12 protein-coding genes are annotated in these 11,566 nt (G+C 42.8%); 4 read left to right on the plus strand and 8 right to left on the minus strand.

Translation table 11 applies throughout. From position 1 onward, the window contains the following. The first annotated feature begins 64 nt into the window (after positions 1-64). The 4 genes from ESY88_RS06640 (at position 65) to ESY88_RS06655 (ending at position 3,881) form a co-directional block, all read left to right on the plus strand. Positions 65-1,492, plus strand: coding sequence for an L-serine ammonia-lyase (locus ESY88_RS06640; RefSeq protein WP_147085744.1), 1,428 nt, complete (start codon positions 65-67; stop codon positions 1,490-1,492). 357 nt (positions 1,493-1,849) lie between these two features. Then, on the plus strand, positions 1,850-2,668 hold the full coding sequence (gene panB, locus ESY88_RS06645; RefSeq protein WP_147085745.1) for a 3-methyl-2-oxobutanoate hydroxymethyltransferase: 819 nt from the start codon (positions 1,850-1,852) through the stop codon (positions 2,666-2,668). Next, positions 2,649-2,780 carry a hypothetical protein gene (locus tag ESY88_RS21675; protein ID WP_262713084.1) on the plus strand — a complete coding sequence of 44 codons (132 nt, stop codon included), beginning with the start codon at positions 2,649-2,651 and terminating at the stop codon, positions 2,778-2,780. Before panB ends, ESY88_RS21675 begins: the two co-directional genes overlap by 20 nt. A gap of 408 nt (positions 2,781-3,188) precedes the next feature. Continuing rightward, entirely contained in the window at positions 3,189-3,881 is a 693-nt protein-coding gene (locus ESY88_RS06655; RefSeq protein WP_394343949.1) for an RluA family pseudouridine synthase, read from the plus strand. Between the two features lie 260 nt (positions 3,882-4,141). Here ESY88_RS06655 and ESY88_RS06660 read toward each other — a convergent pair whose 3' ends face one another. The 8 genes from ESY88_RS06660 to ESY88_RS06700 all read right to left on the minus strand — a co-directional run bounded on the left by ESY88_RS06660 (position 4,142) and on the right by ESY88_RS06700 (position 11,097). Continuing rightward, entirely contained in the window at positions 4,142-4,960 is an 819-nt protein-coding gene (locus tag ESY88_RS06660) for a sensor histidine kinase (RefSeq protein ID WP_147085747.1), read from the minus strand. Then, entirely contained in the window at positions 4,915-5,622 is a 708-nt protein-coding gene (locus ESY88_RS06665; protein ID WP_147085748.1) for a hypothetical protein, read from the minus strand. The genes ESY88_RS06660 and ESY88_RS06665 overlap by 46 nt, the downstream gene beginning before the upstream one ends. Positions 5,623-5,631: 9 nt before the next feature. Next, a complete protein-coding gene (locus ESY88_RS06670) occupies positions 5,632-6,156 on the minus strand; it encodes a hypothetical protein (protein ID WP_147085749.1) in 525 nt (174 codons plus the stop codon). Positions 6,157-6,438: 282 nt separating this feature from the next. Beyond that, positions 6,439-7,281: a 5-oxoprolinase subunit C family protein gene (locus tag ESY88_RS06680; RefSeq protein ID WP_147085751.1), complete on the minus strand. Its 843-nt coding sequence runs from the start codon at positions 7,279-7,281 to the stop codon at positions 6,439-6,441. Next, entirely contained in the window at positions 7,274-8,014 is a 741-nt protein-coding gene (gene pxpB / locus ESY88_RS06685; RefSeq protein ID WP_147085752.1) for a 5-oxoprolinase subunit PxpB, read from the minus strand. Before pxpB ends, ESY88_RS06680 begins: the two co-directional genes overlap by 8 nt. Further along, the gene (gene pxpA / locus ESY88_RS06690) at positions 8,014-8,751 is read right to left on the minus strand and encodes a 5-oxoprolinase subunit PxpA (protein WP_147085753.1); all 738 of its coding nucleotides are present in this window, start codon (positions 8,749-8,751) and stop codon (positions 8,014-8,016) included. The genes pxpB and pxpA overlap by 1 nt, the downstream gene beginning before the upstream one ends. A 5-nt stretch (positions 8,752-8,756) precedes the next feature. Continuing rightward, positions 8,757-9,983 (minus strand): Nramp family divalent metal transporter, encoded by a 1,227-nt coding sequence (locus ESY88_RS06695; RefSeq protein ID WP_147085754.1) that lies wholly within the window; start codon positions 9,981-9,983, stop codon positions 8,757-8,759. Continuing rightward, positions 9,976-11,097 carry a DUF2891 domain-containing protein gene (locus ESY88_RS06700; protein WP_147085755.1) on the minus strand — a complete coding sequence of 374 codons (1,122 nt, stop codon included), beginning with the start codon at positions 11,095-11,097 and terminating at the stop codon, positions 9,976-9,978. The genes ESY88_RS06695 and ESY88_RS06700 overlap by 8 nt, the downstream gene beginning before the upstream one ends. Positions 11,098-11,566: the final 469 nt, after the last annotated feature.

The following is an 11,566-nucleotide window of genomic DNA, read 5'->3' on the forward strand; positions in this document are numbered from 1 at the left end:
GCGAATGGCTTTTTTCTTAAGGTCTAAACTGTATCTTTGTTGGCTCACTTAAACGATTGCGCAAATGGAATGTATTTCGGTTTTTGATATGCTTAAAATTGGAGTTGGTCCGTCCAGCTCACATACACTCGGTCCTTGGCGGGCTGCAGAACGTTGGATCAAGAAACTTAAAGAGACCAAACGTTTTGATAAGTTGGAACACATCCAGGTCGATCTTTACGGTTCCCTGTCCCTTACCGGGAAAGGGCATGCCACCGATCTTGCGGTCATGCTGGGCCTTAGTGGTGCCGATCCCGAACACATTCCTGTAGATACCATTGATGTCATTATTTCTTCCATAAAGAACAGTAACTCGCTAATGCTCAATAATGAGCGGAAGGTCGCCTTCGACGCCAAAGCCGATATTGTTTTCAATAAAAAATTCCTCCCCTTTCATTCTAATGGAATGATTTTTACCGCAACCATTAATGGACGACACTACAAGGAAACCTATTATTCCATTGGGGGCGGCTTCGTAGTGCAGGAAGAGCGGAAGATCTCTAAAATGAATAAAATCATTTTCTATTGCACCTTCCCCTACCCTGTTGAAAATGGCGTGAAATTGTTGGAGTTCTGCAAGCAGTTGAACTTGCCCGTTTCGGGTGTGGTTTTGGAAAACGAGAAATCCATTCGGGATGAAGCGACTATTGATTTTGAACTTGAGCGCATCTGGAACACCATGTTGGAATGTATGTACGTGGGCTGCCATACCGAAGGCCATCTTCCTGGCGGACTTAATGTGCGTCGTCGTGCTTTTGATATGCATAAGAATTTAATAAACAACGATGTCCCTTATGAAACGCCTTTGGAATGGTTGGAAAGCATCAGAAACAATGAAGTCAAATTCAGACAAATCCTAAAATGGGTTAGCTGTTTTGCTTTGTCGGTCAACGAAGTGAACGCCTCTTTGGGTCGCGTGGTCACAGCCCCCACCAACGGAAGTGCCGGTGTGATTCCTGCGGTATTGATGTATTATATGACCATTGAAAACCATGAAGCCACTTTTGAGCATGTCAAAAAATTCCTATTGGTGGCTGGCGAGATTGGGAGCATCTTTAAAAAAGGGGCTACGATTTCGGCGGCCATGGGTGGTTGTCAAGCTGAAATTGGCGTTTCCTCTGCCATGGCTGCTGCTGCGCTTACCGAATTGCTGGGCGGTACGCCAGAACAGGTTTTGGTCGCTGCAGAAATTGCTATGGAACACCACCTTGGCCTTACCTGCGACCCCATTGGTGGCCTAGTGCAAATCCCGTGTATTGAACGCAACTCCATGGGCGCCATCAAAGCCATAAATGCTGCCGAATTGGCGTTAGACACCGACCCAAAAAACGTAAAAGTGCCTTTGGACAAAGTGGTGCAAACCATGTGGGAAACCGCAAAAGACATGAGCTCTAAATATAAGGAAACCAGTGAAGGTGGCTTGGCCGTTGGGGTGCATTTATCCGATTGTTAATTTTAAGTCAAAGCGTTGAATTCTCGCAAACCTGCCGGCAGGCAGGGGCGCAAAGGCGCGGAGATTCACTCACATGGATGTTTGTTAGTATTTCGAACTAAACCACTAAGGATTATAGTGCCATAGGTTTTCTTAAACAGACTGAAAGTCTGTTGAATTCGTGAAATTTTTGGTGACCAATTTACGCATGCAATTTCAGGGAGCGAGTGAACCAACCTACTGGTCATACAGGTTCGTGAAAACCAACCTACCGGGCCTACAGGTTCGTGAAATTCGTGGCAAAACCTTGAACCTTGAATATTGAACCTTGAATTCATTAAAAACACTGTATTTTTACAATTCATATAAAAACAACACATGTCAACCGCAAAAAAAGACTATAAGAGAATTACCGTGAAATCCTTGGTGGAGATGAAACAAAACCACGAAAAAATTTCCATGCTCACTGCTTACGATTATACCATGGCCAAAATTGTGGATGGCGCTGGTGTGGACGTGATTTTGGTGGGCGATTCAGCAAGCAACGTGATGGCTGGCCATGAAACCACTTTGCCCATTACCTTAGACCAAATGATTTATCATGCCTCCTCGGTGGTAAGAGCTACAGAACGAGCGCTGGTAGTGGTTGATCTCCCCTTCGGAAGTTACCAAAGTGACCCCAAAGAAGCCTTGCGTTCTGCCATTAGAATCATGAAGGAATCTGGCGGACATGCGGTTAAGATGGAAGGCGGCAAGGAAGTCAAGGAATCCATCAAGCGTATTCTGAATGCTGGCATTCCCGTGATGGGCCATTTGGGCTTAACGCCGCAATCCATCTATAAATTTGGGACTTACACCGTTCGTGCCAAAGAAGAGGAAGAAGCACAACGCCTTAAGGATGATGCGCTCATGCTGGAAAAAGCGGGTTGCTTCGCGCTTGTTCTGGAGAAAATTCCTGCAAAATTGGCAGAAGAAGTGGCCAAAAGTGTCTCTATCCCAGTCATTGGCATTGGCGCTGGCAATGGTGTTGACGGACAAGTACTGGTTCTACACGATATGATTGGCATGACTTACGAGTTCCAACCGCGATTTTTGCGACGCTACATGAATCTCTACGACGATATGACCACTGCCATTTCCCAATACGTGGATGATGTGAAAACGGTGGATTTTCCCAGTGATTCGGAGCAATACTGAAGACGAAGACGAAGACGAAGATGAAGATGAAGATGAAGATGAAATTGAAATTGAACTTGAACTTGAACTTGAACTGAAGATGAAGATGAAGACGAAGATGAACTTGAACTGAAGACGAAGACGAAGACGAAGATGAAGATGAAGATGAAGATGAAGATGAAGATGAAGATGAAGATGAAATTGAAATTGAACTTGAACTTGAACTTGAACTGAAGATGAAATTGAAGATGAAGATGAACTTGAACTGAAGACGAAGACGAAGATGAAGATGAAGATGAAGATGAACTTGAACTTGAACTGAAGATGAAGGTGAAGATGAAGATGAAGACTGTTTAGTAAATTACAACCTATTCATTCCTTCTTAGCATTTGAAACTTAAGATAACAACGGATAACATATTCGTGTTAACCAACCTGAAAAACGGTAACCAGATTCGTTATAATTCGTTTCAACCTACCTGAAAAACGGTAGGCAGGTTCGTTTTAATTAGTGATAATTAGTGAAATTCGTGTCTAAATTCGTGGTTAAACATTCAGATAAAAATAATTTACAAGTCCTTTACGAAGACAACCACATCATCATCGTGAATAAGCGCGCTGGGGATATTGTGCAGGGCGACAAGACTGGCGATAAACCTTTGAGCGAAGTCGTTAAAAGTTATATTAAGGATAAGTACAACAAACCCGGCAAGGTCTATTTGGGCGTGGTGCACCGTTTGGACCGCCCAACCACAGGCATCGTGATGTTTGCCAAGACCAGTAAAGCCTTACCACGACTCAATAAGCTCTTTGCTGAAAAAAAAACGAACAAGACCTATTGGGCCATTGTCAAAAATCCGCCAGTGAAAACGGAAGACACCTTGCTGCATTGGCTGAAAAAGAATCCCAAGAACAATAAATCGGCGGCACATCACAAGGAAATTTCCGACGGGAAAAAAGCCATTCTGCATTATACCACCCTAAAAACCTTAGACAATTATACCTTGCTGGAAGTCACTTTGGAAACTGGGCGTCATCATCAAATACGCGTGCAACTGGCCAGCATCGGGTCGCCCATCAAAGGGGATTTGAAATATGGCTTCAACCGAAGCAATCCCGATGGCAGCATCAGTTTACACGCCAGGCGTTTGCAGTTCGTGCATCCAGTTTCTAATGAAGCCATTGATATTGAGGCGCCTTTGCCCGAAGATGCCGTTTGGAATGCTTGTCTCTAAGGCCATTGAGAGCCTGTATAGTCAAGTCATTGTGAGCCTGCCTATCGCAAGATTTGGTGCATTTAGGCGACGAAGCAATCTCAGGAACCGTGTACAGTCATGGCGAGCCCGCCTATCGCAAGATTTGGAGCTTTTGGGCGACGAAGCAATCTCATGATAGCATCTAGATTCTGATTCAGCAGATTGCCGCGGTCGTACCTCCCCTGCCTATGCCGGCAGGCAGGCTCGCAATGACGAACCAAGAGGCCTCGCAATCACAACTATTCCAAAGCATACGCGATCACAAGCAGCACCCCTTCATTCGGTTTCGATTTCAAATCAAATTGCGCCCCAATCAGTTGCGCTCGATGTTCCATGTTGATGAGCCCCGAGCCTTTTTCCGCGGAAGCGATATCAAATCCAACGCCATTGTCGCTGGCAGTAATTAGAAGCTGTGTTTCTTGATAATCCAAAATGACCTTAATTCCGTCAGCTTCGGAATATTTCATGCTGTTGGAAAAGAATTCCTGTAAAATGCGGAATAAAACAAGTTCATGAGGTCGGTTGGGCAATGCTGTTTGATCACCTTTAATAATCAATTCCGCAGAAGAAAACACCAAACGTTTTAAGCGGTCCAACTCATTCTGAAGGCTTTCAACCAAACTAGTATTGAGCAGCACCTCACTATTAAGGGATTTAGATAACGCGCGCACCTCTTCAAGACTATCGCTCACCATTTGTGAGGTCTCCTGAAAGCTGGCCGATAAACTAGTATCTACCTTGGCGTTGAGCATGCCCAACTGCATTTTGGCCAAGACCAGCATCTGCCCGACATTATCGTGCAATTCCCTGCCAACGTACATTAAGGTCTGCTCTTGGATTTCAGACTGGGTGCGGGCAATTTCAACGTCATAGGCTTTTTGTTGCGCGATTTGATCTAACAACAGTTTGTTTTTTCGTTTTTGAAAGGTCACAAAGAAAATAATAACCATGGCAGATAAGAGCAGCACTACAATGGTCATATAACCAATGAGCGCTATTTCTTCCTCTTTGATTACTTGTTCTTGTAAAGCGAATAGATAAAACCGAATGAAAAACATGAATAGGTCAAGATATTAATAATGAGTAATAATAAAACTCTGAATTGAATGAAATCTGTATTTACAGCTCTATAATAACTACCAAATATAAAAAGAGGTGCAACACACAGATACCAAAATAACAATGCCACACTAATATAGAAAGATGGCAGTTTGTAAAATTTAAGCAAAACCTCACTCCTGATTAATTCCAAAAAGTACAAAACCACAAAAACACAAATAATCATTGTTCCCAGCAACATATTGTAGGGTAAACTCATAACGAAGAATGCATTTGTTTGAAGGAAAAATACAATTGTAAATAGACTATAAGCCACTATCGAACCTCGAATGATGATTTTAAACTTTTTAGAGCTTAGTAGGCCCGAGTAAAAAATACCAATCAGTCCAATTGCTAAAAAAGAGTAAATATTATAAAGCCAAGTATTTGGGCAAAACACAGAATTTTTTAAAGCAATATACCACTCATAATCATAGTTGTTTTGCAAAATTTGAGTATAAACACCTAAAGTTTCCACAACCACAGTTAGCCATAAGTAATAAACAAATATTCTTATGGTTTTATGCTTTGTTTTATTTAAATAAATACTACCAGATACGGCAGCAGCTAATTCAAAAAACTTAGTAAAAAATTCATCGTTATTGATGAGAAAATCCTGCACCTTGCAATTTTATTGAGGATAATTAGCACCTGGAGGCTTCCCCTCTGAACCGTGGTTCAATCCACCAACGCCAGGAATATCGCCATCATCACCTCTTTTTAAACTTAGCCCTAACAAGTTGCCTTCAGATTTGTTCTGGTTGGCACTATACCCCGTTGGCATCATAAACATGGTGGTGTAGCCTTGGCCTTCGTTAGATTCTGGATAAGCACCTAAATAAATGCGAATGCCATTCATGGTATAGTTGTTTTTCTTGGCCTGGTCTTCAGCATAATCCAAAAACGTTCTTACTTCTTCCAAAGCATACCAAGACGAGCGGTTATCGCCACCTTCACGGGTTACGATGGAGTCGCTAATTAATTTGTAGCGCGGGTCGTAAGCGCGATCAAGTGTTTTGGCTTCTTCAGCGGTAATCAAGCCTTTTGGCTCGGTTGGGTCCACACCCTCAAGGTCTGAACTGTTTTGTTGCACATAAAAATACATGGCAATGGCACCGATGATGATGCCCAAAATAAGTAATCCGAAATTTTTCATTATTGGTTGGTTTGATTAATTGCGCGACTAAAGTATTAAAATTTTAAGAGTTTTCTTATGAAATGAAGTAAAAATTGACTTAGGACGTAGGACTAAAAAATGACATAAGACGTAAGACTAAATTGACTTAGGACGCTTTGACTAATGACGTAGGACTAAAATTTACTTGCTCAAGGCTCAAAACTCACCACTCACAACTCAAAGCTCAAGACTCAAAGCTCAAGGCTCAAAACTCAAAGCTCAAGACTCAAGGCTCAAAACTCAAAGCTCAAGACTCAAAGCTCAAAACTCAAACCGAAGCTCAGCCCCAATATTCTTTTGCGCCAGTCGGTCGATGGCTTGCTCGCTAAGCTGAAGTACTCTGGGATAACCGCCCGTGGTTTGGCAGTCGCGCATCAAAATCACCAATTGCCCAGATGGCGTTAATTGCACGCTGCCCGGTAAGACCAGAGAAGTGAATATGGGTTCCAATTCATTTTCAAAGTGCTCGTTTAATTGATAAGCCATGCGGTTGCTGTCTTTTGACACTGTAAAGGTTTTGGAAGTAAGCGCACGTTGCTGGGTTTCGCTTAAGGCATCATATTCCGGGCCTTTGAAGACCTCGATGAGCTTCGTGTCAAAATGTGCAGTCGGTGTTTTTACCGAAGCTTTTTGCAATTGTTTGGGCAAGGTCTGTTCCTTAATAGGCAAACGCGTTCCTTTTTTTAATCTGAATTCGGCTGTAATATTGGCATACTGACTCCTACTGCCCATGACCAATTCGGTTTGGAAGCCTCCCAAAACCGCGAGATACCCTCTACAGCCCTTCTGCGCAGCACCAAATGTCAAGGTATCGCCAGCTTGAATGCGCAAGGCCATATTTTGTTTGACAGCGTGTTTATTAATTTTCAAATCGCTAACCGCGCCAGTAACACAAATCAAAGCATTGCTATGGCATTTTAAGTTTGGCCCCAAGAGCGTCCACTCCAAAACCGCAGCATCATGGTGGTTTCCTAAAATCAAATTGGCGAGTTTTGCCGAGTACTGATCCATCGCACCAGAATATGGCACACCAAATTGCTGCAGGCTAAAGCGCCCTAAATCTTGTATGCTGTCGTATAAACCTGCTTTTAAGAGCTCAATCATCACTATTTTCGAATTCTAGGTTATAGCTTCCATTTTTTATGGCTTCGGAAATTTTAGCGTGTTCATCCAGATCTGTTGGATAAAACCGTACTTGGTCGCCAGCTCTTGCAAAACAAGGTGGCTCCTTATTAACATCAAATAGTTCCAACGGACAATTGCCAATCACATTCCAACCTGCCGGACTCGCATTGGGATAAATCCCAGTTTGAGAACCGCCAATCGCCACCGCACCTTTTTCGATGCGTTGTCTTGGTTTTGATTTCCGCGGCACATGAAGCTGTTCCTCCAATCCGCCCAAGTATAAAAAGCCGGGTAAAAACCCAATAAAATAAACCGTATAAATCGCTTCGGAATGTCGCTTGATAATATCCGCAATGGATAGCTTTTTCAACTCGGAAATTTCAGCCAAATCCAATCCGAAGTGTTCGTGATAACACACGGGGATGTTCCATAGTTTTGTATCTCCTTTTTCAGTAGAGACACAAGCCTCATAAATCTGTTTTAGGGCTGAAACTTCAGTATTGAGGTTGTCAATAGTGACATGGTAAGTAATTAATATCGAATTATATGCGTTAGCTACTTGAAGTATTTGTTTAGCATTGTTTTTAAGCAGTTCATTTTTGAAGTTTAGCACATCTTCGAGAATAATGCGATTGATTTTTGGAGGCCATTGCACCAAAATAGAGCGCTCAGTAAAGCGTTTATAAATCAGTTTAAAATCAGTTTTTTCCATCAAGACATAGTTATGTGATGTGCCATTAATTTAGTTCGCAAATGCTCAAGATTTTCCACAACATTTTTGCCATCGCCATGCACGCAAAACGTATCGGCTTTCATGCTCACCTCTACCCCATCGCGGGTTCTTACTTTTCCCTCAGAGACCATGCGATACACCTGGGCAAACATCTCGTCCGGATTATGGATGAGCGCCTGTTCGTGAGTTCTGGCCACCAAAGATAAGTCTGCATTATAATGCCTATCGGCAAAAGCCTCGAACATGACTGGAACACCCTGCGCCTTGGCAACTTTGGCAATGACCGATTGATAAGGCGCATAAAGGATGAAATTTCCGCCAAAACCTTTGACCACCTCCACCACTACTTTCGCTGTTGCCTCGTCTTTTGCTGCCAAATTGTATAAAGCGCCATGAGGCTTGACGTGGTGCAGGTTTCCGTTTTTCTGTTTTAGAATCGTCATCAAACTTTCGATTTGAAAGGTCAAACTCTTCCGCAGTTCTTCCGCAGGAATTTGCATGACTTTGCGCCCAAAATTAGCTTTATCTGGAAATGAGGGATGCGCTCCAATCTTGACCTGATGCCTTTGCGCCAAATCCACCACAGTTTCCATAGTTGCAAGATCGCCCGCATGAGCGCCACAGGCAATGTTGCAGGACGAAATCAAGGGCATGATGCTAGCTTCGTTGCCCATGCCTTCACCTAAATCACAATTGATGTCAATGCTACTATTCATGCCTTCTAGATCAATTCAAATACCTTTAAAATACTTTTCGCCCCCAAAAAGAGCGCTATCGCTAAGATAAGAATTCCAAACACATTTTGAATCGCTGTGTTTTTATACTTACCCAAAACAGCCGACTTGTTCATGATCCACAATAAAAATCCAGCGATGATTGGTAGTAACAATCCGTTGGCGACTTGGGCAAACTGGATGATTTCGATCGATTTAAAACCTATTGAAGAAAATAGCACGCCCAAAACCAAAATGAACATCCAAACCGCTTTGAAACCTTTGGAGGTCATTTGAGAATCCCAGCCCAAACACCCCGTCGCCACATAAGCTGCAGCCAAAGGCGCTGTAATGGCACTGGTAATGCCTGCTGCAAAGAGACCAACGGATAAAAAGTATGAGGCGTAATTGCCAAAAAATGGCTCTAAGCCTTTGGCCAGGTCTGCGGCATTGTCAACCTGAGCATCTTTTATTGCTGCAGCAGAAATGATAATGCACATTGACACAACCCCTCCCAAAACCACTGCGATTATGGTGTCTTTTCGAGCGAATTTCAAATCAGAGGTTTGAGTCCATTTTTCCTTAACCAGTGAGGCATGCAAGAATAAGTTATAAGGTACAACCGTAGTGCCAACCAGCGCAATAATGGTTAAAATGCTCTCACTGGACACCTTGGGAACAAATAAGCCTTCAAGCACCAAACCTAAATCTGGCTTGGTCAAGATCGCAGTGACCAAAAACGCGACACTCATCACTATGACCAGTGAAATGAGTGCCCTTTCAAGTATTTTATAATTTCCCAAATAGAGTATTACGAAAGCGATGACGCCAATACTGAGGCTCAATGCATTCAGTTTTAAAGCGCCGATCTGCAATGTGGGATTTCCTATTAAAGTCTCCAAACCCAACACGCTACCACTGATGTTTCCTGCTTCGTAAGCGGCGTTTCCTACGACAATGGCAGCTAAAATGAGAAGAATGGCTAAGGTTCTTAGAATTGGGTTTGAGATTTCGGTTCTTATGACTTCCGACAATCCTTTTTGCGACACAATGCCCAGACGTGCCGACATTTCCTGCAGCACCACCGTTGCCAGAATAGATAGCAACATTGCCCAAAGCAAGGCAAAGCCAAAATTAACGCCTGCCAAGGTGCATACTGTAACCGTTCCTGGACCAATAAACGCAGCAGCAACCAAGGGTCCTGGGCCAATATTTTTAAACCAGTTTCTAATCACGCGCTACCGAATTTAGCGCATAAAGTGCAAAACTGCCCAACCAGTGACCGCCTTCATAACTATCGCCCACAATGCTGGGCAATGAGTAGTTGATATGTTGATTGGCGATATTTTGAAGATGTGCATACTCCGGCAAATCCCTCGAAATTTCGTTTAGGCTCCAGGCCCTTGAGAAATTCACGCCATCGAGATGCACCAGTTTTCCATCGGTTCTATCACTTACTTTTCCAGTATCTAGTGTAAATTTTTCATCTTTTAACTGCGGAAGGAAATCGGACAACCAATTTTTAAATTCATCCATCGGAAGCACCCGCTTCATCAAGGCAGCTTCCTCAAAGCAGGGCGACAAGAAATCGAATCCGCTTGGCTCCCAACTTAAGGGACAGGCAGCATCTTTGAGATAAAAATCCTTTGCACGTTGCTCTATGAGTGATTTTAATTGTGAATTCCCAACAGTGGTTGCATAATCGTGGGCGAATGAGAGTCCGAAGGCTGTATTGGGATGCTCTCCAACACGAATTGGGTAGTTCAGCTTCGGAAGGAATGCTTCATAGTTTGCAACCATTAGCTCTGTAAGTGGCTGTAGATTTTGCTCCAACTGTCTCGCCAGTGGGTCGTCCCAGGTATGCAGCTCTTCCGCAAGTTTAAGCAGCCAGGCCCAACCGTAAGTGCGCTCGTAAGTTGCATTGTGCTTTCCGTAGAAATAATCGACTTCGGCTTTGATGTTGGCTTCAGACATAGTTTCCAAAAGCATTTTCTCAATCGCTGCTCGATTTTCCAATTCTGGAAACTGCTTCAAAAGGTTAACCAAACTCCAATGTCCATGCACGGAAGAATGCCAATCAAAACAACCATAAAACGCAGGATGCAAGGTTTTGGGCGATTGTAAATCGGCCTCACTCCCGATGGTTTGATTGAGCTTGTTTGGGTATTCGGTTTGGATGCAATTGAGTGGTAACTGCGCTAAGCGATTTGCTTGTTCTAAATTGATTATAGGCGTTTTGGCGACTTCCATTTGAAGTTTTTGTTGATTAGCTGTTGTTTGCTTTTCTTCGGAAGTATTGCAGTTGAAAAGTGTAAGTGTTAGAAGGATAAGAAGCAATTGTTTTTTCATTTTTGAATTTTAGTTAGGCTGTCTGGATAATCATCTTGAGCGCATTCCGTTTTGATTGGTGTTGTGGATTAAACCTTTCAGGTTTTGAAAACCTGACTGGTTTGGCACGAAATGTCGTAAAGCTAATGAAATTAAAAACTAAATAAATTATGTGTTGTCGGTTTTTGGTTGCTGAATAAACCTCATTCGTTATGGCGAACTGATTGTTCTGTAACGAAGCATGAAATGAATGGAATTGTCATTTTAGACTGATTAATTGGGCTTGGTTTGCTGTGAACTGGGATTTTTTGAGTGATGAGGGTTTCTGAATTCGCTGCGTAAAGTATCGAATTGCGAAATCGTTCAATGGGATTCTCGCTTAGACCTAACAGGTTTTGAAAACCTGTTAGGTCTGAATTTGAGTTGACTAATTCCATTTTTTACTGATGATGGTTTCTGAATTATCACCGTAAAGTTCGGGAATTCAGGG

Source organism: Subsaximicrobium wynnwilliamsii, assembly GCF_007997225.1.
GTDB classification, from domain to species: Bacteria; Bacteroidota; Bacteroidia; order Flavobacteriales; family Flavobacteriaceae; genus Psychroserpens; species Psychroserpens wynnwilliamsii.

Excerpts from the sequence above, each read along its gene's own strand:
- ESY88_RS06640 (WP_147085744.1), top strand. The coding sequence starts at position 65 with ATGGAATGTATTTCGGTTTTTGATATGCTTAAAATTGGAGTTGGTCCG.
- panB (WP_147085745.1), top strand. The coding sequence starts at position 1,850 with ATGTCAACCGCAAAAAAAGACTATAAGAGAATTACCGTGAAATCCTTG.
- ESY88_RS06660 (WP_147085747.1), bottom strand. The coding sequence starts at position 4,960 with ATGTTTTTCATTCGGTTTTATCTATTCGCTTTACAAGAACAAGTAATC.
- ESY88_RS06670 (WP_147085749.1), bottom strand. The coding sequence starts at position 6,156 with ATGAAAAATTTCGGATTACTTATTTTGGGCATCATCATCGGTGCCATT.
- ESY88_RS06680 (WP_147085751.1), bottom strand. The coding sequence starts at position 7,281 with ATGATTGAGCTCTTAAAAGCAGGTTTATACGACAGCATACAAGATTTA.
- pxpB (WP_147085752.1), bottom strand. The coding sequence starts at position 8,014 with ATGGAAAAAACTGATTTTAAACTGATTTATAAACGCTTTACTGAGCGC.
- pxpA (WP_147085753.1), bottom strand. The coding sequence starts at position 8,751 with ATGAATAGTAGCATTGACATCAATTGTGATTTAGGTGAAGGCATGGGC.
- ESY88_RS06700 (WP_147085755.1), bottom strand. The coding sequence starts at position 11,097 with ATGAAAAAACAATTGCTTCTTATCCTTCTAACACTTACACTTTTCAAC.